Here is a 24,092-nt window from a genome sequence, read left to right as displayed (position 1 = left end):
AAAGCGTCGTCCGTGAAGCGACACCGCGCGTACGTCCGTCTACGTACCTGAGACGCCCCTCAGCGAAAACGGCGGTAGAGACCAATGGGCTGTTAGTCTGGCCGTCATCATGCCCCGCATCCTTGTCCGCGTCGCCGCGTTGATCGCCGTCCTCGCCCTCCTGTTCGGTGTGCCGTGGTGGACGATCATCGGCTCCCCCGAACTCCCGGCCGCGCTCGAAGTCCTCGGAACGATCGTGTTCGCCGTCGCGGCCGTCGCCGTGCCCGCGTGCATGGTCCTCGGCCACGGCCCGTGGCAGCGCGACCTCGCCGCGAAGATCGGCGACCTCTCTCTCGGGCTGATCTGGCTGCTGTTCTCGTTGTCGGTACTCGGGAACGTGCTGCGACTGATCCTCGCCGTGTCCGGAGTGGACAGTGCGGCGGGCATCGTGTCCGGCGTCGTGCTGGTGGTCTTCGCGGCGCTGGCGGCGTACGGGATGGTCGAGGCCCGGCGCGTGCCGAGGCTCAAGGAACTCGACGTCGTGCTCCCCCGCCTCGGCGCGGGGCTCGACGGCCTCCGCTTCGCGATCATCACCGACACGCATTTCGGCCCGCTGAACCGGACGAAGTGGTCGGAGAAGGTCGTCGAAGCGGTGAACGAACTCGACGCCGACGTCGTCGCCCACGCGGGTGACCTCGCGGACGGTTCCGTCGCCCAGCGGCGGGAGCAGGTCGCACCACTCGGGAAGGTGCGGGCGAAACTCGGCAAGTTCTACATCACCGGCAACCACGAGTACTTCGGCGAGGCGCAGGCCTGGCTCGACCATATGCGCGACCTCGGCTGGGAGCCGCTGCACAACCGGCATCTGCCCGTCCACCAGGGGGGCGACACGCTGGTCTTCGCCGGGATCGACGACCCGACCGGCGCCGCCTCCGGCCTGCCCGGCCACGGCCCCGACCTCCCCGCCGCGCTCGACGGCGTCGCCGCGAGCACGCCGGTCGTCCTGCTCGCCCACCAGCCGAAGCAGGTCAAGCAGGCCGCCGAGGCCGGTATCGACCTCCAGATCTCCGGGCACACCCACGGCGGCCAGATCTGGCCGTTCCACCTTCTGGTCCGGCTCGACCAGCCCGTGCTGGCCGGTCTTTCGCGCCACGGCGAGCGCACGCAGCTCTACACGAGCCGCGGTACCGGCTTCTGGGGACCGCCTCTGCGCGTCTTCGCGCCGAGCGAGATCACCCTCCTGACCTTGCGAAACGGCAAGTAGCCACCCAGTTGCGACACCTCTCGGTGTCCCATCGGCGCCACCGACAAATTTTTTTGTCTTGACAACCAAGACTTTCGGAGCGAGAGTTGTGCCAACGCAACCCGCCCCGAAAGGCAGAACCCGATGACCATCACCGCCACCCGGACCCACGTCGCGCTTCCCGCCCGCGCCCTGCTCGCCTGCGGCGCCGTCTCGGGTCCGCTGTACTTTCTGACCTCGCTCACCCAGGCCGCCGTGCGCGACGGCTTCGACCTGACGAAGCACCCGGCGAGCATGCTGAGCAACGGCGACGCCGGCTGGATCCAGGTGACGAACTTCCTGGTCACCGGGGTTCTGATGATCGCGGGAGCGGTCGGCCTGAGCCGGACGCTCGAATCGGGCAGAGGCAGCACGTGGGGGCCACGGCTGCTGGGCGTCTTCGGCGTGAGCCTGCTCTTCGCCGCGGTCTTCAAGGCCGACCCGGGCAACGGCTTCCCGGCCGGTTCCGGTCCCGCCACCATCAGCACCGCGGGCATCCTGCACATGGCCGCCGGCTCGGTCGGCTTCCTCTCGCTGATCGTCGCGACCTTCGTGTTCGCGAGCCGCTTCTCCCGTGAGGGCCACCGCGGCTGGGCCGTCTACTCCCGCGCCACCGGCATCGCGTTCTTCGCCGCCTTCGCCACGATGAGCTCCGGCAACGCGAACGCCGTCGTGATGCTCGCCTTCTGGGCCGCCGTGATGCTGGCCTGGGGCTGGGTCACCGCCGTCATCCTCCGCACCACCCGCTGAACGACTACAGGAGAATTCCCGCCATGAGCACCGTGACCTCGCAAGACGGCACCACCATCGCCTACACCCGCACCGGCTCCGGCCCCGCCGTCATCCTGGTCGACGGCGCGATGTGCCATCGCGAGTTCGGCCCCGCCAAGCCGCTGGCCGCCGAACTCGCCGCGCACTTCACCGTCTACACCTACGACCGCCGCGGCCGCGGCGAGAGCGGCGACACCGCGCCGTTCTCCGTCGCCCGCGAAGTCGAGGACATCGCGGCACTGATCAAGGAAGCGGGCGGGACGGCCCACGTCTACGGGATCTCGTCCGGCGCCGCGCTCGCCCTCGAAGCGGCGAAGGCCGGGCTGCCGATCACGAAACTGGCGGTCTACGAATTCCCGCTGGTCGTCGACGACACGCGCCCGCCGGTCCCGGCCGACTACGACGAGCGGCTGGAAAAGGCCATCGCCGCCGGAAAGCCTGGCACGGCGATCAAGACCTTCATGCGCGAAGGTGTCCGCGTCCCGGCGCCGGTCGTCTTCATGATGCAGTTCATGCCCGCGTGGCCGAAGCTGAAGAAGGTCGCGCCGACCCTGCGCTACGACGCCGCGTTGTTCGACGGCCTGCACGACGGCACCCCGCTGCCCGAAGGCCGCTGGGCGGGCGTTTCCGTGCCGACGCTGGTCATGGACGGCGGCAAGAGCCCCGCCTGGGTCCGCAACGGTGTCGCCGCGCTCGCGAAGGCGGTCCCCGGCGCCGAGCACCGCACGATCGAGGGCCAGACGCATATGCTCAAGCCGAAGGCCGTTGCCCCAATCCTGATCGAGTACTTCACCGACTGACGGAGCGATCACGATGATCGAACTGGTCGAAGGCGACATCACCGAACAACAGGTCGACGTCGTGGTCAACGCCGCGAACTCGTCCCTGCTCGGCGGCGGCGGGGTGGACGGCGCGATCCACCGCCGCGGCGGGCCGGGGATCCTCACCGAATGCCGGGCCCTGCGCGCGGGCCACTACGGCAAGGGACTGAAGACCGGAGAGGCGGTCGCCACCACGGCGGGCCGCCTCCCGGCGCGCTGGGTGGTGCACACCGTCGGGCCGGTGTGGTCCGATGCCGAAGACCGTTCGGCGCTGCTGGCGGCGTGCCACCGCAACTCGCTGCACGTCGCCGCCGACCTCGGCGCGCACACCGTGGCGTTCCCCGCGATCTCGACCGGGATCTACCGGTGGCCCGTCGAGTCCGCGGCGGAAATCGCCCTCGAGACCGTGACGAACACGCTCGCGGCCGGGTCTTGTTCGGTGGAACTGGTGCGGTTCGTGCTCTTCGGGACGGCCGCCTACGACGTTTTCCGGGAGCAGGCGGACGCGATGGGCCTCGTGAGCGGCGATTCGGGCTAAGACCTTACGTCCCTGCTGGCCCGAAGTCCGTGAAGGCCTCCTTGCCTACCCTGAAGGTAGTGAAGGAGGCCTTCACTACCTGCAGAGATCGCCACCTGCAGCTCACCTGCACCAGCAACCACAACGACCACCACGGCGGCGCGTGAAGGCCCCCATCCCTCGGCTCAGCCGAGGGATGGGGGCCTTCAAGTACTTCAGGTGCCCGACCCAGTATCTACCGATCCGAAGCGCAGGGCGCAGCGTGAGCAACGGCGTGACTCGCGTGATCAGGGGCGTAACTCGCGTGACTGGAGGCCGCACTCGGGTGTTCCGCCTCTGATCACGCGAGTTCCGCCCTCAATCACGTGAGTGCGGTGCAACTCACGACCCACTACACACCGGCAGGTGAAGCGGCCTGCGCGACCAACTCCCGCGGCGCCCCGCTCCCGTCCGCGGGCACCGACCAGACCGCCGAGTCCACGCCGTACGCCACGGTCCGGTCGTCCAGCCAGGCCGCCTGGTCGTCCACGCTCCGCGTCTCGGCCAGCATGGTCTCCTTGCCGGAGGCCAGATCGAGGACGGCCAGCCGCCAAGGCGCCGCGAGATCGGCGGAGACCTTCTTCTTGAACGCGATCCGCTTCGCGTCCGGCGAGAGCGACGGGCATTCGACGTTCTCCCGGATCATCCTCGCGACGAGTTTCTCGTAATCCGCCTCGACCAGGTACGTCTTCCCCTTCGTCCCCACGGTCGCGTAGAACTTCTTGCCGTCGGGCGCGAAGGTGATCCCCCAGTAGTTCACGTCGGACGAGTAGTACGGCTTGCCGTCGAGCAGGAGCCCCATCTCCTCGATGCTCTTCGTCAGCTTCCCGGTGGTCAGGTTGAAGATCCCCGCCCTGGTCGAAAACCCGGTCTCCGCATAGGAATCCCCGTTGACGAACAGCGTCCAGCAGGCGAGCTTCCCGTCCGGCGAAACCCGGCCGCGGCTGGGGGTGCCGGGCAGTTCGATCCGGCGGATCTCCTTGAGGTCCTTGTCCAGCACGATGACGTCGGTCATCGGCGGCAGCACACCCGGCTGCGCGGCCAGGCACAGCGCCGTCCCCGCCGAAGCGGCGAAACGGTCGCAGCTGAGGCCGGACACCTTCCGGGGTTCGCCGGGACGGTCGGCCGGGACGGTGGCGAGATGGCCGAAGTCGGGGCCTTCGGCGGTGTTGCGGAACAGCAGCTGTCCCTTGGCCTGCACCGAAACCGGTTGCCCGGTCACGACGGCGACCGAGTTGACGGCCGGCCCGCGGTCCCGGGAGAGGACGCCGTAGCCGACGGCCGCCGCGATCAGGACGACGACCGCCGCCGCCACTCCCAGGATCCGCGCCCTCATGCGTAGGTCCGCAACGGACGGAGGACGGCGGCCGCCACGACCACCACGGCCAGCGCGCCCGCGGCGACCAGGACCGCGGCGTGCAGATCCCAGGTGGTCCAGGCGAGCCCGAAAAGGACGGACGCGAGCATCCGCGTCGTCGCCTGCCCGGTCTGCACCAGCGCCAGCCCGCTCGCCCGCTGGTGTTCGGGCAGCAGCGGCCCGGCCGCGGCCATCAGGACACCGTCGGTGGCCGCGTAGAAGACACCGTGCAGCACGAGTGCCAGCACCGCGAGGATGCCGCCGTCCACCGGGCCGAGCAGCGCCAGCAGCGCGACGACCAGCGCGACGTGCCCGCCGAGGAACACCTTCCAGCGGCCGATCCGGTCCGAAAGCCTGCCGAACGGAACGGCGAGCAACAGGTACACCCCCGCGGTTCCCAGCGGCAGCAAGGGAAAGAAGACCGCGCCGAGTTCCCAGCGGCGCTGCAGCACGAGGTAGAGGAACGAGTCGCTGAGGGTGACCAGGCCCAGCAGCGCCGCCCAGACGCAGATCCGCCGGAACGACGCCTGCCGGATCAGGCCCGCCGTCTCCCGCAAGGAGACCTTGGTCCGCTCGGCTCGCGGCTTCGGCTGGTGATCCTTGACCAGCACCACCAGGATGATCACGCCGATCGCGGCGATGCAGAAGCTCGTGAAGAACACCGAGTCGTAGCTGCCCAGGCTGAGCCAGAGCACGGCCATCGCGACCAGCGGGCCGAGGAACGCGCCGAAGGTGTCCATCGCGCGGTGCACGCCGAACGCGCGGCCGAGGTGTTCGGGATCGCTGCTCAAGGTGATCAGCGCGTCGCGCGGGGCGGTCCGGACACCTTTGCCGGTGCGGTCGGCCGCGAGCACGGCGCCGATCGCGACGGTGGACGAACCCGCCAGCATCAGGCCGATCTTGCCCAGCGCCGAGAGCCCGTAACCGAAGCAGGCGACCGCCTTGAGCTTCTGCCAGCGGTCCGCGAGATGGCCGCCGACGAGCCGGACGACGGCGGTGACACCGGAATAGAGGCCGTCGAGCACACCGAACTGCAGCGGGCTCAAGCCGAGACCGAGGACGAGGTAGAGCGGGAGTACCGCGGTCACCATCTCCGACGAGATGTCGGTGACGAGGCTGACCAGGCCGAGCGCGACGACGTTCCCGGTGACGGCCCGTTTGACGCCGCTCTTCGGGACATCCGCCGCGGCGTCCGATCCCCTACTGGTGGCGATGTACATGGGAGACCTCCAGCGCCGGAAGGAGGTGCCGCGACGCGGCGCGGCACCTCCTCACGGGGATCAGTGGCAGGTGTAGGTGGGAGAGGAGTCGATCGTCTTGCCGTCGAGACCGATCAGCTGGGTCGAGAAGGCGTTGTCCGACATGTTCAGCTTGAGCACGCCGTAGGTCGAGATCGCCTTCGCGGTGGCCGGGTGTTCGGTCTTGACCGGGTAGAGGGTCGCCCCGCCGCCACCGCCGATGATCTGCACCGGACCGGCCGCGTCCTTGTCGCCGTCGGCGTTCTGCGGGTAGAAGCGCTCGTAGTGGTGGTCGTGCCCGTTGAGGACCAGGTCGACCTTGTTCTGGACCATGGTCTCCCAGAGCGTCGCCATCTTGTCGTTGTCGCCGTGGTCACCCGAGGTGTAGCGCGGGTGGTGGTAGTACGCGGCGACGCAGGGCTTGGTGTTGCTCTTCAGGTCCTGCTTGATCCAGTTCAGCTGCTCGTCGCTGATCGCGTTCGCGGCCAGGCCGGGCGAGAACTCCGTGCTGTCGATGGCGACGAAGTGCCAGTTGCCCATTTCCCAGCTGTAGTAGGTCTTGCCGTTCGGCGTCGCGATCTTGCCGAAGTACTGCTTGTAGGCGCCCAGCGGGGTGTGGTCGTAGGTCTCGTGGTTGCCGGGGACCGGGTGCATGATGCTCTTGTACTTGCCCCAGGTCTTGTCGAAGTAGCTCGTGAAATCCTCGATGTGGGCGTCGTCGTACTGGTTGTCGCCCATGGTGATCACCGCGGCCGGGTTCATCTGGCCGACCAGCGCGGCGGTCTTCGGGTGGATGCACGAGGACGAGGACGCGGTGCACTGTTCGGCGATGTCGCCGGAAGCGGCGAGCACGAACGACGAGCCGCCCGCCTGTGTGGTCGCCTGCACCTGGTTGCTGGCCGCCGAGGTGTTGCCGGCGGCGTCCTTCGCACGGACCGTGTAGGTGTACGCCGTCGACGCGCTCAGCCCGCTGTCGGTGTAGGAAGCGCTTTCACTGGTGCCGACGACCTGACCGTTCCGCAGCACCTCGTAGCCGCTGACGCCGACGTTGTCCGTCGAACCGGTCCACGTCAAGTCCACAGTGGACGCGGTGATCGAACCGGCCTTGAGGTTCGTCGGCGCGGTGGGCGCCTGCGTGTCGCCGGACGAGTCCGACGTTCCGTAAACCTGCATCTCCCAAAGGGAGTAGCCGTAACTGGTGGCGCGTTTGGTGCCGACGAGGCGCAGATACCGGCCGCGGCCGGACAGCCCGGTGAGATCGTCGGTCCCGCCGTTGCCGCCGGTGACGGACTTGATCGTGGTCCACGCCGAGCCGTCGTTGGAGACTTCCAAGCGATACGCGCTGGCGTACGCGGCCTCCCAGTTCAGCTTGACCCGGTTGATGGCCGAGGGGCCGCCGAGGTCGATGCGGATGAACTGCGGGTCCACGCCTTCGGCGCTCGCCCAGCGGGTGCTCGTCTTGCCGTCGACCGCGAGCGGGCCGCCGTAGGACGACGACTCCACCGAGGAGACGAGGACAGGTTTTCCTTGGGACAAAAGGACATCAGCGGCTTGCGCGTTGCCGCTGAGCAGCGTCGGCAACAGGATGGCGGCCGCACCTAGTGGCAGTAGTCGGGTTCGGGCCTTCACATCGATCTCCCCGGGAATCCTTGGCGGCGGGTTGAGAGGGACGGGTGCGCGGCGTTCACTTCGAGTACACTTGTTCGTTTGGTAAGTTTCCTAACGAATGCGTACGGTAATCCGTACCACTCAGTGAGTCAAGACGTAGACTCGTCCCATGACCGGCGCATTGATCTTCGACTTCGACGGGACGCTGGTCGACACCGAGGCGGCCGTCCTCGTGGCCTGGCAGGAGACCTTCCGCGCCCGCGGCGACGAACTCCCCCTCGACGTCTGGCACACCGTGATCGGCACGCAGAACACCGCCGTCGCGATGTTCGAACTGCTGGAGAAGAACGACGAGAACCTCGACCGGGTCGCGGTCCGCACCGGCGTCCGCGCCAGGGTCACCGAACTGCTGGAAACCGTGGGGCCGCGTCCCGGCGTCGAGGAGTACCTCGCGGACGCGAAGGAGCAGGGCCTGCGGCTGGCCATCGCGTCCAGTTCGACCGGCGACTGGGTCACCACCCACCTGAACCGGCTCGGCCTCGCGGACGCGTTCGAGGCCGTGCTCACCGGCGACCTCCACCAGGCGAAGCCGAGCCCGGACCTCTATCTGGCCGCCCTCGCCGCACTGGACCTGCCCGCGTCCGAGGCGATCGCGTTCGAGGATTCACCGCACGGCGTCACCGCGGCGAAGGCCGCCGGGCTCGAATGCGTCGCCGTGCCGAACGCGATCACCGCGGTGCTGAACTTCGACCACGCCGACCTCGTGCTGGGTTCGCTGGCCGACAAACCGCTCGGCGAGCTGCTCAGCCGTTGAGCAGTTCACTCAGCCGGACGAGGAACGGGCGCTGCCCCTTGAGCAGCTTCTCCTCGGCGTCGGCCAGCCCGAACCAGGCGACTCTGTCGACCTCCGGGAACTCCTGCGTCCGGCCCGACCGCGGCGGCCACTCCATCTCGAAGACACCCGGCACGACCTGAGCCGGGTCGAGGTCGCCCTCCACCGCCCAGACCGTCACGACCTTGCCGCCGGACTGCTTCACCTCCCCGAGCGGGAGGTACTCCCCCTCCGGCGCCGGCAGCCCCAGCTCCTCCTGGAACTCGCGCCGCGCGGCGGCCTCCGGCGTCTCGTCCGGTTCGTACTCGCCCTTGGGCACCGACCAGCCGCCCGCGTCCTTCTTCGCCCAGAACGGCCCGCCCATATGCCCGAGAAGTACCTCGGTCACCTCGCCCGACCTGCGGAAGAGCAGGATCCCGGCACTCGTCTTACCCGCCATGCCGTCCAGTCTGGCCTTGCTCCGACCGGGTGATGTGACCGGCCCGCGAAAAAAGTTTCGTCGTGGATGTCGATTCGCGTCGATCCCGTCCGACGCGTTGTCAGAAGCCGCCCGACAGACACTCCCGGAAGGACCGGAACCATGACGCAGACCATCACCCCCGCCAAGACCACCACCGCCACCACCTCGCGTGCCGCCAAGGCCCAGGGCGCGATCCAGTCCGCCGTCCGGATCGTCGTCTCGTTCCTCTTCCTCTGCCACGGTTTGCAGGGATTCGGCTTCTTCGGTGGCGTCGACGGCGTGGGCGGCTCGGTCGAGCTCGGTTCCTGGCCCGGCTGGTACGGCAGCGTGATCGAGGTCGTCGGCGCCGCCCTGGTGCTGGTGGGCCTGTTCACCCGGCCGGTCGCGGTGCTCCTCTCCGGCGTCATGGCCTACGCCTACTTCACCGTGCACGCGCCGGAAGGGCTGCTGCCGCTGCAGAACATGGGCGAGCTGTCGACCCTCTACTGCTGGATCTTCCTGCTGATCGCCGCGATCGGCCCGGGCACCTACGCCCTCGACACCCTGCGCCGCCGCCGCTGAACGGGAATCGCGAGGCCCCTTTCCTGGATTGATTCCAGGAAAGGGGCCTTTTTATCGCGTACCTGTCGATTCGCTGTCAATAAATGAGGGCATAACATGGAATTACCCCCCGAAAGAAAGTTCCCTACCGACGGGGGTATCCGGCATCCTCAATCGCATCAATGGTTTAGACCACCTTGAGCCGGAAGGATGCGTCATGACCCAGACAGCCGCCGCCACGACCACCGAGGTCGGCCCGACCGCTCCGAAGTGGCAGGGACTGGCCCTCTCCGTGGTCCGCGTTGTGGTCTCGTTCCTCTTCCTCTGCCACGGTCTGCAGAAGATGGGCCTGTTCGACAAGGCCGCCGTACCGGTCGGCACCTGGCCGGGCTGGTACGCCGGGGTGATCGAAACGGTGGGTTCGCTGCTCGTCCTGGCGGGTCTGTTCACCCGCCCGGTCGCGATCCTGCTCTCGGGCACGATGGCGTACGCGTACTTCGTCGTCCACCAGCCCGACGCGCTGCTTCCGTTGCAGAACAAGGGCGAAACGGCCGCGCTGTACTCCTGGATCTTCCTGCTGTTCGCGGTGGTGGGGCCGGGCACCTACGCGCTCGACACGTGGCGCCGCCGCCGCAAGTCCTGAAGACCCGCCGACGCCAGGAACGGTCCTTTCCTTGCGAAATTTGCAAGGAAAGGACCGTTCCTAGCACTCCAGAGGGGCGTCAGCGGCCCTGCGGCAACCCGGCGGCCAGATCCGAAAGCGCCAGCACGTGCTCCATCAGCACGGTCAGCACCTGCTTCGTCGATTCGCGTTCCCGCGCGTCGCACAGCAGCAGCGGGACGTCCATGCCGACGTCGAGCGCCTGCCGGACCTCCTCGGTGCCGTAGCGGTACGCGTTGTCGAAGCAGTTGACGGCGACGACGAACGGCAGCCCGCGGCGCTCGAAGAAGTCGACGGCCGCGAAGCAGCTGTCGAGCCGCCGGGTGTCGGCCAGCACGACGGCGCCGAGCGCGCCTTCGGCCAGCTCGTCCCACATGAACCAGAACCGGTCCTGCCCGGGCGTGCCGAACAGGTACAGGATCAGCTCGGGGTTGATGGTGATGCGGCCGAAGTCCAGCGCCACCGTGGTGGTCGTCTTCTTCTCGACACCGGTGAGGTCGTCGACGCCCTCGGACGCCGCGGTGATGACCTCCTCGGTGCGCAGCGGGGGAACCTCGCTGACCGAACCGACCATCGTGGTCTTACCGACCCCGAACCCGCCGGCGATGAGGACCTTGACCGCGTTCGCGGTCAAGGATCGCCGGGGCTCAGAGTTTCCGGATGCCATCAAGAACCGCCTGGAGTACGTGTTTGTTGGGGGTGTCGGTGACCGGGGTCGCGGTGCGGAACAGCACGAGGTTCTGTTCGATGAGGTCGCTCAGCAGCACCTTCACCACCGGCAACGGCAGATCGATACGCGCGGCGACCTCCGCGACGGACGTCGGTCTCTGGCACAGGTTGAGGATCCGCCCGTACTCCGGCTCGAAGCCCGCGACCTCGTGCGAGGAGCGCATGGCGACCACCAGGGTGATCAGGTCGAGGCCGAGCGTGTCCGAGCGGGTGCGCCCGCCCGTGACGGCGTACGACCGGACCAGCGGCCCGGCCTCCTCCTCGAACCACGACTCGTGCCGTCCGCTCATGGCGAAGTGGGAGTCGCGGCGCGGGGCGCCGAGGTGAGCACCGCGCCGACCCGCTTGACCATCAGGTTCATCTCGTAGGCCACGAGGCCCATGTCCGCGTCCTCCTTGGCCAGCAGCGCGAGGCACGCGCCGCGGCCTGCCGCGGTGACGAACAGGAAGGCGTGGTCCATCTCGACCATGGTCTGACGGACGTTGCCGCCGCCGAAGTGCCGTCCCGTGCCCCGAGCGAGGCTCTGGAACGCCGACGCGACCGCGGACAGGTGCTCGCCGTCCTGCTCCGACAGGTTCCCGGACCGTCCGATGAGCAGGCCGTCGGAGGACAGGACTACCGCCCTGTCGGCTCCGCTGACGCGCTTGACCAGGTCATCCAGCAACCAGTCGAGTTCACTGACTCCCGCGTTGGCCATCTAGTCACGATCTCCGTACATGTCGAGGTCGGTGTAGTCGTCGGTGGGTTCGGTGTCCCGGGCGCGGCGCGTGCCCTGCTGGAACGCGGCGAGCCGGTTCCTGGCCAGCTCGGGGGTGTCCTCGCGGACGTCCTCGCGCTGGGCGGCTGGCCGGTCCTCCATCAGCTGGGGGACCAGGTTCGCCTGACGACGGCGCTGCGGCAGCGGTGGCCTGCCGGGCGCCTCGGGGCCGGGCCGCCGGGTCTGCGGCGGACGGCCGTCCTGGGGCCGGGTGTCGGCGGGTGGCCACGCCGGCGGCTGCACCGGCTGCGGACGGGCCTCGGCACGCGCGGGTTCCGGGCGGATCGGCTCGGGCCGCGGCGTCTCCGGCCGGGGCACGCGCGGCGGGCGCGGGGGCAGCGGCGGCAAAACGCCTCCGGACTGCTCCGGCCCCTGCTGAGCCTGGGGCTGGGGCTGCGGTGCGACCGGCATCGGCACGGGCAGCTCGGGCCGCTCCGCGGGGAACTCGGTGCGGTGGCGGGCACGACGGCCCGGAAGCAGCGGCGCGGCCTCCGGCACCTCGGTGCTCTCGGGGTCCACCTCGTCCTCCGGCTCATCAGACGGGACCGGCGCGAGCAGGTCGGTGCGGACGAGCACGATGGCCCTGGTGCCGCCGTACGCGGATTCGCGCAGGTGCACGGAGATCCCGTGCCGTGCGGCGAGGCGCGCGACCACGAACAGGCCCAGCCGTGGCTCGGCTGACAACGCCATGATGCCGAAGTCCGGCGGATCGGCCAACATCGCGTTCAGCTCGGCGGCCTGCTCGGGCTCGATACCGAGGCCCTGGTCCTCGACCTCGATCACGACACCCTTGCCGACCACGTTGCCCCGCAGCTCGACACGCGACTGCGGCGGCGAGAACGAGGTCGCGTTGTCGATCAGCTCGGCGAGCAGGTGCACGAGGTCGCCGACGACCGGGCCCTGCACCGCCATCGCGGGCATCTTCGCCGTCTTCACCCTGGCGAAGTCCTCGGTCTCGGCCGAGGCGCCGCGGGTCAGCTCGGCGAGCGTCACCGGCTTGCGCCACTGACGGCCGGGCTGGCCGCCACCGAGGATGATCAGGTTCTCGGCGTTGCGGCGGGCGCGGGTGGAGAGGTGGTCCAGCTGGAATAGCGTGTCCAGCTGCTCCGGGTCCTCCTGCTTGCGCTCGGCCTGGTCGAGCACCTTGAGCTGGCGGTGCACGATGACCTGGCTGCGGTGCGCGATGTTGAGGAACACCGTCTTGGTGCCCTCACGGGTCCTCGCCTCTTCGACGGCGGCCGCGATGGCGGTCTGCTGCGCCTTGTTGAAGGCCTCGGCGACCTGGCCGATCTCGTCGTCGCCGTGGTCGAGGAAGTGACCCTTGTCGTCGAGGTCGACGGGTTCACCCGCGCGCACCCGGTCCACCAGTTCCGGCAGCCGGATCTCGGCGACGTCGAGGGTGTCCTCGCGCAGCCGGGCCAGCCGTCCGATGAGCCGGTTCGACAGCCGCAGGGCGATGACGAACACGCCGATCGCCACCAGCAGCGCGATGGCCGCGGCGATGGCCGACGTGATCAGCGTCCGGTCGGCGTCGTCGACCGCCTGCGTCGTGGCCGTACCACTCTGCTCGACGAAGCCGCGCATCATCGCGTCGCTGACGCCGCGCGCGGCCTGCAGCCACGTCTGCTCGGGGATGGGGAGCGTGGCCTTGCTGTTCTGCAGGAAGGTGTTCTCGACCGTGTTGACGGCCTTCCACGGATCACTCGCGACGAGCTGGTCGAACTTCGCCTTGACGTCCGGGAGCATCCGCGAGACCGACGACTCCAGCTGCGAGCGGTAGGAACCGACCTCCGTGACGTACGCGCGGTAGGTCTCGTCGGTGAAGCCGCCGCCCGCGACGGCCGCGGCGGCGAGGGCGTTCGCGCGCTGCATCTGGTCGATCGCGGTGAACAGCGGGACCGCCGTGATCCGCTGATACGCGTTCTCGGCGTTCGGCGCGTCCTGGGCCAGCCCGGTCAGACCGTCGACGAACTGGTCGAGGATCTGGTTGTAGAAGGTGAAGGCGTCCAGCAGCGGAAGCTGGCCGGAGTCGGCCGACTGCCGGATCTGCGGCATCTTCTGGAGGAGCCCGTTCAGCGTGGCGATGTTGCGCTGCACGCTGTCGGGCGAGTCCCCGATGAACTTCTGCAGATGCGCGGCGACACCCTGGGCGGCGGCGTCGGTCTTGGCGCGCTGCTCGGTGAGCGTGGCGTGCTGCGACCGGTCGCCGGCGAGCTCGCGCAGCGCCAGGCGCCGCTCTTCCTGTACTTGGACGAAGAAGGGGAGAGAAGGGGCTTCCGAGTCACGGATCCGCTGCGCGTAGTCACGGCCATTGACCGCGTCGAAGATCAGGTACCCACCGATCGCCAGACCGACCAGCATCAGCGCGATGCTCGGAATGAGCGCGATCGTCAGAACGCGCGAACGAATCGAAGAGCCGCGGCCTCGTCCAAGGGAAATCTGCTTCACCGTGGTCCGTTTTCCTTCCGGCAGTTATTGGTGTCGGGTCGCCGGGGATCTCATACCCGCGGGATCCGATAGCCGGATCAACACAGCGTGGTCCGCTCCGCCCGCGAAGACGCTAGGAGACCCAAACGGGTGAGTCAAGTCCGGACGCGAAGGGTAGTCGCGTATGGCCGTGACCTGCTGACAAGAGGCGGACGGACCAGGAAAGTCCACCACGTGGGACGGGACGCCCGGCTAAGTGACCCACCAGTAGATCACCTGGCGGTTTAGCGCAGGCAGCGGCTTGATCGGCACTCTTCGGACACGATCAAGTCACACCTCACGGCGTCCGCGTCCCGGCGAAAAAGTCGACGAAAACTACTCGCCGTGACGTCGCTCACGCTTTCGGACGAGGGCTCCACATACCGTTCGGTTTGCGAACGACATCACCACGGAGGAACGCCGTCGTAACACCCTTCGCGCCACGGAATCCAGAATTGCCGACGCTTATCACCGGGGATTCAGCGAAATGATCTTCCTCGGTGCGGCCGAGCTCGTCGTCGATGAGCGCCTCGACCCGTCCGGACGCCTCCCGCAGCATCCGGACGCCCGCCCAGCACAGGGTCGCCACCCCGCAGATCAGGATGGCGACGAGAACCGTCTCCACCGGGTACCGGGAGCCGAATTCGTTGAGCAGAAAACCGGAGGCGACACCGAACACGGCGACGACGACATAGGTGAACGACACGATCCCCTCCTTCTCCAGGCGCCGTGGCCCGCGCCTCACGGGTGAGACGGGCGGCGCGGGTTTTCCTTACGCCACAGGGGAAGGATCTACGTCACACTCGCGGCGAGAGCGAATGTCGAGATTAACAGCGGATTCGCGAAAGATCGCCCGTTCTCCCCCGCCGGGGCGAGGCGATCACCTATTTGCCACCCATTTCCGAATGCGGTTCACCATTTTCACCACACCGGGTATCACTCCGCGCTCAGCCGCGGAGCTCCCGCAGCGTCGTGACGGCGCGGAGCACCTCGCCGTACGTGGTGTAGAGCGGCGCGAGCCCGAACCTCAGCACGTTCGGCGGGCGGAAGTCCCCGATCACCCCGCGGTCGATCAAGGCCGCCATCGTCTCGGCCGCGTCGTCGTCGATCACCGAGATCTGGTGCCCGCGGTCCCGGCCGCGCGGGGTCGGGATCTTCGCGCCGTCGAGGAGCTCGTCCGCGCACCGGAAGAAGAAGTCACCGAGCGCGAGGCCCTTCTCCCGCAGCACGCCGCGGTCCACGCCGTCCCAGACGTCGAGGGCGGCGTCGAGCGCGAGCAGCGAAAGCATGTCGGGCGTGCCCGCGCGGCCGCGCTCGATGCCGGCGTGCGCCTCGTACGCGCCCCGCATCGCGAACGGGTCCCGGTCGCCGGCCCAGCCCGCCAGCGGCTGGTCGAAGCGGTCCAGCCATTTCGTCGCCACGTAAAGGAAAGCGGGCGCGCCGGGGCCGCCGTTCAGGAATTTGTAGGTGCAGCCGACGGCGAGGTCCACCCCTGTGGCGTCCAGCTCGACGGGCAGCGCGCCGACGCTGTGGCAGAGGTCCCAGAGCGCCAGCGCCCCGGCACGGTGCAGTGCCGCGGTCAGCCCGGCCATGTCGTGCGCGCGCCCGGTGACGTAGTCGACGTGGTTGATCAGCGCGACGGCCGTCCGCTCGCTCACCTGGGCGGGCATGTCCTCGGCGACCACCCGGCGTACCGTGCGCCCGGTCAGCCGGGCGGCCTCGTCGGCGATGTAGCCGTCGGTCGGGAAGGTGTCGGCGTCGACGAGGATCTCGTCGCGGCCGGGCTGGAGCCGGGTGGCGGCGACCAGCGCCTTGAACAGGTTCACACTCGTCGAGTCCGCCACGACGACCTGCCCCGGCGCAGCGCCCACCAGCGGCGCGATCCGCCCGCCGACCCGTACCGGAGCCTCCCACCAGCCCTCCGACCAGGACCGGATGAGCCGTCCGCCCCATTGCTCGCGGACGACCGCGGCGAGCCTACCGGCCACGTGCTTCGGCGGGGCGCCCAGCGAGTTGCCGTCGAAATAGGCCACGTCCGCGTCGAGGTCGAAGTCGTTTCGCTTGTGCGCCAAGGGATCGGCCGCGTCCAGCGCCGCGGCCTCGGCTACGAGGTCAGTCACGGCCACCATCGTCGGCGAGTGTGTTCCAGAAGTCCAGTTCGTACGACTGGAAGAGCCGCGCGTGTGTCCGAGCGTCCTTTTCGGACAGTTCACCGGCGTCGAGCGCGACCTGCACGGCGCGGACGGCCAGGTCTTCGAGCTCGGGCGACGGCGCGCCGAAGAAGTCGAAGAAGGCGCAGGCCTCGTCGTCGAAGCCGTACCGCTCGCGCATCGCGGCGGCGATCGCGGCGCAGTACCGGCCGAAGGCGGCGAAGTTCGCGACGATCGCCACGATGACGTCCGCCGGTTCGCCGTTGAGCGCCAGCCAGGCGACGAACGCCGGATACGCCTGGCAGCCCGCGCGCGGCTCGAAATCGGGCGATTCCTCCGCGAGCGCCGCCAGCTTGCCGAGCGCCAGCCCCTCGCCCGAAGCCAAGGCCGCGAAGAACTCCCTCGCGTTCCGCTCCCCCGCACGCGAGGCGAGGTGCAGGAAACTGCGCCAATCGCTGCGGACGATCCGGTACTCCTCCTCGGCGATCGCGGCGAAGACCGCCCGCGGCGCCTCGCCCGCTTCGACCGCCGGGACCAGCCTGTTCTCGCCGTCGCGGGGGGCGAGTTCCGCCTGGACCGCGTCGATCAACTCGCGTGCCGAACCGGTCATCGTCGAGGCTCCTCCTTGTTCGGGGCTCACGCGGTGAAAACGGAAAAGGTGGACATTTCGCGTAGCGCAACCGTGGCCGCGATTCTCTATCCAGCACTGCCGACAGCCCTTACAGTGTGCCTGATCAGGCAGCATCGAGGAGGCCAGCGTTGACCACCCAGCCGACCGTCGCCGAGCAGATCGAAGGCCAGACCATCCCCGCCCTGCTTCACCGCAACGCCCAGGAGTTCGGTGACCTGCCGGCGGTGACGTCACTCGACGTCGAGGGCAAGCCGACCCTCACCTGGGCCGAATTCCGCACCGCCATCGCGGAGGTGTCCCGCGGGCTCGCCGGTCTCGGGCTCGGCGTCCGCGACCGGATGCTGATCATGGCGCCGAGCAGCCCGGAACACCTGATCGCCGACCTCGCCGCCGCACATCTCGGCGCGATCCCCTGCACCGCGTACGCGACGCTGAGCCCGGAGCAGATCGGGTTCGTCGCCCGGCACAGCGCCGCCGGCGTCGTCGTCCTCGCCGGTGCCGACGAACTCGACCGCTGGTCCCAGGTCCTCGACGACCTTCCCGCGCTTCGGCACGTCGTGCTGCTCGACGCGTCCGTGATTCCCCAGGACGACAAGCGTTTCCTGTCCTTCGCCGACCTTCGCGCGGCGGGCGCCGAAGCGCACGCGGCCGACCCGGAGGCGTTCGAGACGGCGTGGTCCGCGATCACGCCGGACGACCCGCTGTCGATGATCTACACCTCGGGTACCACCGGCGACCCCAAGGGTGTCGTGCTGTCGCACCGCAACGCGATCTACCAGGCCGTCGCCGTCCAGAAGCTGCACGACTCCCCGATGCACGCCACGAACATCGCGTATCTGCCGCTCGCGCATATCGCCGAACGGGAACTGTCGATCTACATGCCGATCGTGTGGGCCGGGCACGTGCACACCGTCGGCGATCCGACGGGCGTCGTCGGCGCGCTGGGCCAGGTGCACCCGAAGAGCTTCTTCGGTGTCCCGCGCGTGTGGGAAAAGATGGTGGCGGGCCTGAAGAACCTGCTCGGCTCGCTGCCGGAGGAGAAGCGGAACGGCCTGATCGGCGCGAACGAACTGCTGCAGCAGGGCTACAAACTGCGCAGCGACGGCAAAGAGGTGCCACCGGAACTCGCGGAGAAGATCGCGCAGACCGACGCGGCCGCGCTCGCGCCGGTGCGGGCGATGCTGGGCCTCGACCAGATCGAGGTCGCCTCCAGCGGCGCCGCCGCGCTGCCGGTGGAGATCCTGTACTTCATCGCCGGGCTCGGCGTCGAGATCCAGGAGGTCTGGGGACTTTCCGAGACCACCGGCGCGGTCACGTCGAACACGCCGACGGCGTTCAAGGCCGGTTCGGTCGGCCGCCCGCTGGAAGGTATCGAGGTGAAGGTCGCCGAAGACGGCGAACTCCTCGTCCGCGGCCCGATCGTGTTCCTCGGCTACCTGCAGGCGGACGGCACGATCAAACCGGACGTCGACGCCGACGGCTGGCTCGCCACCGGCGACATCGGGACGATCGACGAACGCGGTTTCGTCACGATCACCGACCGCAAGAAGGAACTGATCATCACCTCGAGCGGCAAGAACATCGCCCCGACGAAGATCGAAGGGCTGCTCAAGGAACACCCGCTGATCGGGCAGGCCGTCGCGATCGGCGAGAAACGGCCGTACGTCACGGCGCTGATCGTCGTCGACGACGAGATCGCGCCGGGCTGGGCGACCGCGAACGGCATCCAGCTCGCCGAGGGCGAATCGCTCGCCGACAACGCCGAGGTCCGCGCGGAGATCGAGAAGGCCGTCGAGGCGGCGAACGCGCGGCTGGCCAGGATCGAGCAGATCAAGCGGTATCACGTGATCCCCAAGGCGTGGACGCCGGAAACCGGCGAAGTGACGCCGACTTTGAAGCTGAAGCGGCGGATCATCAACGACCGGTACGCGCCGACCATCGCGGATCTGTACGCGGCCACCACCCCCGAACCCGCCCCTGCCGCCGGCTCCTGACCTCTCGCGCGTGCCAGGAACGGTCCTTTCCTTGCGAAATTCGCAAGGAAAGGACCGTTCATTGCACGCGCACCGGGCCGAAAGGAGTCGCGACCGATCGGCGACCGCTGCTAACTTGCCGCCGTGGATCTCTTTTCCCGATCTTGGGCGGCGCTGCTCGCCGCCGTCGCCGAAACCCCCGACGAAGACTTCGACAAACCGTCCGGTTGCGCCGGCTGGCTGGTACGGGACCTGGCGTGTCACCTCGTGATCGACGCCCAGGACGTGCTGATCACCCTCGCCACCCCCGCCGACACGGAACCGACGCGCGACGCGGTCACCTACTGGGAGGTCTCCCACGAACCGCCCACCGGTGAGGACGACCTCGACGCGCTGATCGTCCGGCTCGCCGCCGCGTACCAGGAGCCGCGGCTGCTCAAGTTCCACCTCGACGACGTCGGTTCCGCCGCCGGCCGGGCCGCCACTCTCGCCGACCCGGCGGCCCGGGTCGCCACCCGCGACATCGTCCTGACCGCGGGCGACTTCCTTTCCGCGTACGTCCTGGAGTGGACGCTGCACCACCTCGACCTGGTCGCACATCTCCCGCACCTCGACGGCCCCGCCGCCGACGGCCTCGCCGAGACGCGGCGGATCCTGGAGGAGCGGACCGGCGAGAAGTTCCCCGAGTCGTTCTCCGACACCGACGCGCTCCTGGTCGGCACCGGACGCCGCGAAGCGACCGACGCCGAGAAGGCCGCCCTCGGCGACTTGGCCGCGAAGCTGCCCTTCGTCATCGGCTAAACCGGACGACACGCGTGACTGGACGGCGAACTCGCGTGACTGGACGGACGACACGCGTGACTGGAGGCGTGACTCGCGTGATTGGAGGCGTTCCGTCTCCGATCACGTGAGTTCGCCGCCTGATCACGCGTGTCGTCCGTCTGATCACGCGTGTCGTCCGTCTGATCACGCGTGTCAGGCGGTTCGGGTCGACTCCGTCCACTTGCGGAGCCGCGGCGGGACCCGCTTTTCGAGGCCGTAGTTCTCCAGGTGCGCGCTGAAGACCTCGTCGAAGGCGCGCTGCACGGTCTCGGTGTCCCACACCGGCCGCTCGAGGATGGGCTGCTTCAGATACGGCTGGCCCATGACGTGCAGCTGCGGCCCGTTGCAGCGGATCATCTGCCCGGTGATCCCGTCGGATCCGGAGCCGAGCAGGAAGAGCACGACCGGCGCGATCCGTGACGGCGTCCGGTCCGGCGGGCAGGCCCGCAGCGACCGTTCGGACTTCCACACCATCCGGGTGTGCGCGAGCGGGCAGACCGCGTTCACCCGGATCCCGCTCTCCTCCAGGTCGAGCGCCCAGGAGTAGGTCAGCGAAGCGACGGCGCCCTTGCTGGCGGCGTACACGCCGAGCTTGCGCTGCCCGAGCGACGCCCCGGACGAGATGTTGACGATCGAGCCGGGCGTGCCCCGCGAAACCATCGCCTTGATCGCGGCGAGCCCGGTGTACATGACGCCGAGGACGTTCACTTCGACCAGTTCGCGCGCCTGCTCGACGTCGTCCTCCCACGGCAGCGCCTCGTAGTTCAGGCCCGCGTTGTTGACCAGCCCGTCGATCGCGCCGAACTCCGCGAGACAGAGGTCCACGATCTCCTGCGCCTGCTTCGGATCGGCGACGCTGTGGCCGCTGGCGACCGCCCTGCCCCCGAACCGGCGGATGTTCTCCGTCGTCCGTTCGGCGAGTTCGGCGTCGATGTCGTTCACCACGACGGCCCCGCCCGCCCTCGCCACGTGCACCGCGAACGCCTCGCCGAGGCCCCGACCCGCCCCGGTCACGACGACGGCCTTGTCGTCGAGCAAACCGTTCATCGCCTTCACCCCTTTGACCCAGCCGGCCTCCACCTCCAGACCGGTCTCTACTCAGTGTTGGACCATTCGGCCCAGCCGGACCTCCGGCGGCGGCGAACGGCGGCCCGGCTGCGCCGAGCGAGGGCGGGGCGATCGGCGCGGAGATACCCGCGGACGAGTCAGGCCGACATCACCCACCGGTCAGACGGCGTAGCCCGATCGGCCCAACAGGCGAAGGATCGGCCGGTCTTCTGTTCGTCTCGCTGTAGCCGGAGGCATACTGAACGTTGTCCGGCGGGACGGCAACTGTGACTCCCTCGCTGACCACGTAACACGGCAGGCAAGAATGCGAGGAAAGCAAGTTCACCCGATCGGGGGGAGGTGGTCACGCAGTGAAGATGAACGCGGCGCCGCGGATGACCGCCGCCCTGGCGAACCGCGAGTTCCGCGCACTCTGGCTCGCCGAGGTGCAGTCCCTCATCGGGGACCAGCTCACCATCGTGGCGCTGGCGATCCTCGTCTACGACCGGACCGGCTCCGCGTTGCTGTCCGCGGTGGTCTACTCCCTGACCTTCCTGCCCGCGCTCGCCGGCGGTCTCGGCCTCTCCCAGCTGGCCGACCGCTACCCGAGGCGCACCGTCCTCGTCGTCTCGTCCCTGATCCAGGGCGTGCTGATCGCGATCATGGCGATCCCCGGCACCCCGCTCGCCCTGTTGTGCGGACTGGTGGTGCTGGCCCGGCTCGCGAACGCGCCCGGCAACGCGGCGCAGAACGCGCTGACCCGCGAGGTGTTCACCGACGACGACCTCTATCTGAAGAGCCAGGACATCCGGGGGATCTCGACCAACACCGCGATGCTGCTCGGGCTGGCGGGCGGCGGTCTGCTGGTGTCGCACGTCGGGGCGAGCTGGGCGCTGGCACTGGACGCCGCGACGTTCCTGCTGAGCGCGGCCGTGGTCCGCTTCTCGGTTTCCCGGCGGGCGGCGGCGTCCGATGGCAACGGCAGCTGGTTCGGCGCGGTGAAGCAGGTCTTCGGCAACCGCCATCTGAGGGTGCTGATCTGGTTCTCGTGGCTGGTCGGCCTGGCCGTCATCCCCGAAGGGCTGGCCGCGCCGCTCGCCGCGGAGATGGGTGTGGGGAAACAAGCCGTCGGCTGGCTGCTGGCCGCCGATCCGCTGGGATTCGTGATCGGCGCGTTCCTGCTGTCCCGATTCGTCTCGGCGGAACAACGAAGGAAGCTGCTCGGCGTGCTGGCGGCACTACCGATGGTCGCCCTGATCGCCTTCGCGCTCAAGCCGGGGCTTATTCCGGCGTTGCTCCTGCTGGCGGCGGCGGGTGCCGCGGGGGCGTACCTGATCACGGTGAGCGCCACGTTCATCACGTGGGTCCCGAACGAACTCCGGGGCGGTGCGGGTGGGGTGTACCGCACGGGATTGCGGGTGGCTCAAGGAATAGGGGCGGGACTCGGCGGACTCGCCGCCGATCGGCTCGGGGCCGCGACCTCGGCCATCGCGCTGGCAGGCGTGGTCGGCCTGCTGCTGGCCGTACTGGTCGCGCTCAGCTGGGGCCACATCAACGGATCCAGCCCGGAACCGTTGCTGTCATGAGGAATCCACACTCGACACTGCTTCCACGCTCGGCCCTTCACCACGTGGGCGAAAAGAAACGACACTCGATCAGAAGTCACGGCTCGACACTGTCCGACACCTCCCGGCCTCCTCGTTGCTGCGAACTAATACCTTGTCCGGGCTCAGAAGTCACGACTGGACACTATCCGTCACCCCTTCCGCGACGCGTCTCGAAAAACATTCAGCTGCCAAGATCAGAAATCACGGGACACGATTGCCACCTCCGGTCCGTGTTCGCGGGCACCCTTGCCGGTGTCGGACAACTGTTGCGATGGGATGATACCGGCCGTGGAATACGAACGGTGTATCAGTCGGTACCGGTGAGATTACTCAGCCGTGCCGTCCGGGCGGAAAAGAGGTAGCAATTGCCAGCCGAGACCGGCGACCGTCGCCAGCACGGTGACGGCACCGGCGACCTTGACGGCGCAACGGCCGCGGCCGCCGCGGACAGCGGTGTACCGGTGACCGAACGCGGGCAGGCAAGCCCGGAAGGTGACCAGGCCGGACCGCCGGAGCGCCATCCCTACGATCCCAGGGCGTGGGCGCTGTGGCAGCGGCCGAAGCGGTTCATCGCGTTCCTTTTCGCGATGGAGGCCATCGGAATCGCGATCATGGTCGTCGCGACGATGAATTCCACGAATCCGGGAAGAATCGACTGGGTTCGTTTCGCCATTCTCGCCGTCGGCGCCACGGCACATATTCAGCTCACTCAGCGTCAAGAAGAAAGACGACGCGATCGAAGTCGTACCGTCCTCATCGACCTCACCGCGGTTTGGACATTTCCGGCCGCGGTCATCCTGCCGCTTTCGCTGACGCTTTCCATCATCGCGATCGTCCGGATCCAGCATTGGTTCATCGCCCGGCGTCCCGCGCACAACTTCGTGTTCTCGTCGGTCACGCACGGCGTTTCGGTGACACTGGCCTCGCTCACCTTCGCCGCGTTCGGGCCGCATGAATGGGGAAGGATCTCCGGCTGGGACACCCTCGGCGAGTTCGGTGTCCTGATCGTCACCGGGATGGTCTTCGAAGCGGTGCAGATCGCCTACATCGGCGGCATCCTCGCGATCGGCTCGCCGAAGCGGCCGTCACTGTCCACCGTGCTCGGCAACGCGGCGGACAACCTGCTGGAGGCCATCACGATCGGCCTCGGCGCGGTCACCGCGGTACTGCTGTTGATCATGCCACCGATGGTGATCGTGATGGCCGTGGTGACGGTGGTGTTCAATCGCCTCGCCGAGATCGACCAACTGCAAAACGACGCGCGGACGGACCCGAAAACCGGTGTTCTCAACATGCGCGGATGGTCGGAGTCGGCCGATCGGGCGCTCGGAAGGACCGCCCGATCGGACGACAACCTGGCACTTCTGATGATTGATCTCGACCACTTCAAGTGGATTAACGACACATATGGACACCCGGCGGGCGACGACGTCCTCCGCGATGTGGCGCGGAAATTGGACGAGGTCACCCGGCCCGCCGACGTCATCGGCCGGTTCGGTGGCGAGGAATTCCTCGTACTCCTGCCGGATATCGACGAAACGGCGGCCAAACTCGCCGCCGAGCGAGTGCGCAGCGCTATCGCCGAACTGCATATAGTGACTACCGACAAAAGGGGCAGCCGGGTGACCATCTCGGGCCGCACGACCTCGATCGGGGCGGCACTGTTCCCTCGTCACGGTGAATCCCTGGAAGAACTCCTGCACGCCTCCGACGCCGCCGTCTACGTGGCCAAGGAGAACGGCCGGAACCAGGTGCGCTTCGCCCAGGACGTCGACCGGCCCGCCACCTGACTCAGGGACACCCGG

Annotated in this window: 23 protein-coding genes; 11 read left to right on the top strand and 12 right to left on the bottom strand. The window is 68.5% G+C overall.

Annotated features, from left to right (window positions below; translation table 11 throughout):
• Positions 1-109: 109 nt before the first annotated feature.
• From DMC64_RS18415 to DMC64_RS18400, 4 genes are all read left to right on the top strand, one after another.
• Complete coding sequence (locus tag DMC64_RS18415) at positions 110-1,243, top strand: metallophosphoesterase (protein WP_125734501.1); 1,134 nt, start codon at positions 110-112, stop codon at positions 1,241-1,243.
• A gap of 123 nt (positions 1,244-1,366) precedes the next feature.
• On the top strand, positions 1,367-2,011 hold the full coding sequence (locus DMC64_RS18410; protein WP_125734500.1) for a DUF998 domain-containing protein: 645 nt from the start codon (positions 1,367-1,369) through the stop codon (positions 2,009-2,011).
• 23 nt (positions 2,012-2,034) lie between these two features.
• Positions 2,035-2,832, top strand: a complete 798-nt coding sequence (locus tag DMC64_RS18405; protein ID WP_125734499.1) for an alpha/beta fold hydrolase — start codon at positions 2,035-2,037, stop codon at positions 2,830-2,832.
• Between the two features lie 13 nt (positions 2,833-2,845).
• Entirely contained in the window at positions 2,846-3,391 is a 546-nt protein-coding gene (locus tag DMC64_RS18400) for an O-acetyl-ADP-ribose deacetylase (RefSeq protein ID WP_199755011.1), read from the top strand.
• Between the two features lie 370 nt (positions 3,392-3,761).
• On the opposite strand, the gene DMC64_RS18395 is transcribed toward DMC64_RS18400, so the two are convergent.
• From DMC64_RS18395 to DMC64_RS18385, 3 genes are read right to left on the bottom strand one after another with little or no spacing between them, the layout of a single operon-like run.
• Positions 3,762-4,745, bottom strand: a complete 984-nt coding sequence (locus DMC64_RS18395) for a hypothetical protein (RefSeq protein ID WP_125734497.1) — start codon at positions 4,743-4,745, stop codon at positions 3,762-3,764.
• A complete protein-coding gene (locus DMC64_RS18390; RefSeq protein WP_037341585.1) occupies positions 4,742-5,986 on the bottom strand; it encodes an MFS transporter in 1,245 nt (414 codons plus the stop codon). Before DMC64_RS18390 ends, DMC64_RS18395 begins: the two co-directional genes overlap by 4 nt.
• Positions 5,987-6,046: 60 nt before the next feature.
• On the bottom strand, positions 6,047-7,633 hold the full coding sequence (locus DMC64_RS18385) for a discoidin domain-containing protein (RefSeq protein WP_233629694.1): 1,587 nt from the start codon (positions 7,631-7,633) through the stop codon (positions 6,047-6,049).
• Positions 7,634-7,781: 148 nt separating this feature from the next.
• On the opposite strand from DMC64_RS18385, the gene DMC64_RS18380 reads away from it, so the two are divergent.
• Positions 7,782-8,426 (top strand): HAD-IA family hydrolase, encoded by a 645-nt coding sequence (locus tag DMC64_RS18380; protein WP_125734496.1) that lies wholly within the window; start codon positions 7,782-7,784, stop codon positions 8,424-8,426.
• Here the strand turns inward: DMC64_RS18380 and DMC64_RS18375 are convergent.
• Positions 8,416-8,883 (bottom strand): NUDIX domain-containing protein, encoded by a 468-nt coding sequence (locus tag DMC64_RS18375; RefSeq protein ID WP_125734495.1) that lies wholly within the window; start codon positions 8,881-8,883, stop codon positions 8,416-8,418. The two genes, DMC64_RS18380 and DMC64_RS18375, sit on opposite strands and share 11 nt — an antisense overlap.
• A gap of 141 nt (positions 8,884-9,024) precedes the next feature.
• On the opposite strand from DMC64_RS18375, the gene DMC64_RS18370 reads away from it, so the two are divergent.
• Positions 9,025-9,465 carry a DoxX family protein gene (locus DMC64_RS18370; protein ID WP_125734494.1) on the top strand — a complete coding sequence of 147 codons (441 nt, stop codon included), beginning with the start codon at positions 9,025-9,027 and terminating at the stop codon, positions 9,463-9,465.
• A gap of 196 nt (positions 9,466-9,661) precedes the next feature.
• A complete protein-coding gene (locus DMC64_RS18365) occupies positions 9,662-10,087 on the top strand; it encodes a DoxX family protein (RefSeq protein WP_125734493.1) in 426 nt (141 codons plus the stop codon).
• 79 nt (positions 10,088-10,166) lie between these two features.
• Here DMC64_RS18365 and DMC64_RS18360 read toward each other — a convergent pair whose 3' ends face one another.
• The 7 genes from DMC64_RS18360 to DMC64_RS18330 form a co-directional block, all read right to left on the bottom strand.
• Positions 10,167-10,772, bottom strand: a complete 606-nt coding sequence (locus DMC64_RS18360; protein ID WP_026466899.1) for an ATP/GTP-binding protein — start codon at positions 10,770-10,772, stop codon at positions 10,167-10,169.
• Positions 10,753-11,124, bottom strand: coding sequence for a DUF742 domain-containing protein (locus tag DMC64_RS18355; RefSeq protein ID WP_016336739.1), 372 nt, complete (start codon positions 11,122-11,124; stop codon positions 10,753-10,755). The genes DMC64_RS18360 and DMC64_RS18355 overlap by 20 nt, the downstream gene beginning before the upstream one ends.
• A complete protein-coding gene (locus DMC64_RS18350) occupies positions 11,121-11,531 on the bottom strand; it encodes a roadblock/LC7 domain-containing protein (protein WP_037341577.1) in 411 nt (136 codons plus the stop codon). Before DMC64_RS18350 ends, DMC64_RS18355 begins: the two co-directional genes overlap by 4 nt.
• Complete coding sequence (locus DMC64_RS18345) at positions 11,532-14,039, bottom strand: nitrate- and nitrite sensing domain-containing protein (RefSeq protein WP_125734492.1); 2,508 nt, start codon at positions 14,037-14,039, stop codon at positions 11,532-11,534.
• 373 nt (positions 14,040-14,412) lie between these two features.
• The gene (locus DMC64_RS18340) at positions 14,413-14,763 is read right to left on the bottom strand and encodes a hypothetical protein (RefSeq protein ID WP_125734491.1); all 351 of its coding nucleotides are present in this window, start codon (positions 14,761-14,763) and stop codon (positions 14,413-14,415) included.
• A gap of 241 nt (positions 14,764-15,004) precedes the next feature.
• Positions 15,005-16,186 carry a kynureninase gene (locus DMC64_RS18335; protein WP_125734490.1) on the bottom strand — a complete coding sequence of 394 codons (1,182 nt, stop codon included), beginning with the start codon at positions 16,184-16,186 and terminating at the stop codon, positions 15,005-15,007.
• Positions 16,170-16,817, bottom strand: a complete 648-nt coding sequence (locus DMC64_RS18330; RefSeq protein ID WP_125734489.1) for a transcriptional regulator — start codon at positions 16,815-16,817, stop codon at positions 16,170-16,172. Before DMC64_RS18330 ends, DMC64_RS18335 begins: the two co-directional genes overlap by 17 nt.
• A 149-nt stretch (positions 16,818-16,966) precedes the next feature.
• Between DMC64_RS18330 and DMC64_RS18325 the strand changes: the two genes are divergently transcribed.
• Together DMC64_RS18325 and DMC64_RS18320 are read left to right on the top strand one after the other, a co-directional pair.
• Positions 16,967-18,832 (top strand): long-chain fatty acid--CoA ligase, encoded by a 1,866-nt coding sequence (locus tag DMC64_RS18325; RefSeq protein WP_125734488.1) that lies wholly within the window; start codon positions 16,967-16,969, stop codon positions 18,830-18,832.
• 123 nt (positions 18,833-18,955) lie between these two features.
• A complete protein-coding gene (locus DMC64_RS18320; RefSeq protein WP_125734487.1) occupies positions 18,956-19,612 on the top strand; it encodes a maleylpyruvate isomerase N-terminal domain-containing protein in 657 nt (218 codons plus the stop codon).
• 174 nt (positions 19,613-19,786) lie between these two features.
• Here DMC64_RS18320 and DMC64_RS18315 read toward each other — a convergent pair whose 3' ends face one another.
• Positions 19,787-20,680 carry an SDR family NAD(P)-dependent oxidoreductase gene (locus DMC64_RS18315; RefSeq protein ID WP_037342529.1) on the bottom strand — a complete coding sequence of 298 codons (894 nt, stop codon included), beginning with the start codon at positions 20,678-20,680 and terminating at the stop codon, positions 19,787-19,789.
• Between the two features lie 371 nt (positions 20,681-21,051).
• Between DMC64_RS18315 and DMC64_RS18310 the strand changes: the two genes are divergently transcribed.
• Both DMC64_RS18310 and DMC64_RS18300 read left to right on the top strand, forming a co-directional pair.
• Positions 21,052-22,266, top strand: coding sequence for an MFS transporter (locus DMC64_RS18310; protein WP_125734486.1), 1,215 nt, complete (start codon positions 21,052-21,054; stop codon positions 22,264-22,266).
• A 386-nt stretch (positions 22,267-22,652) separates the two neighbouring features.
• The gene (locus tag DMC64_RS18300) at positions 22,653-24,077 is read left to right on the top strand and encodes a GGDEF domain-containing protein (RefSeq protein ID WP_037341564.1); all 1,425 of its coding nucleotides are present in this window, start codon (positions 22,653-22,655) and stop codon (positions 24,075-24,077) included.
• Positions 24,078-24,092 lie beyond the last annotated feature (15 nt).

The organism is Amycolatopsis sp. WAC 04197 (genome assembly GCF_003947475.1).
Taxonomy (GTDB): Bacteria; Actinomycetota; Actinomycetes; order Mycobacteriales; family Pseudonocardiaceae; genus Amycolatopsis; species Amycolatopsis japonica.
This window is presented reverse-complemented; position numbering and strand designations above follow the sequence as displayed.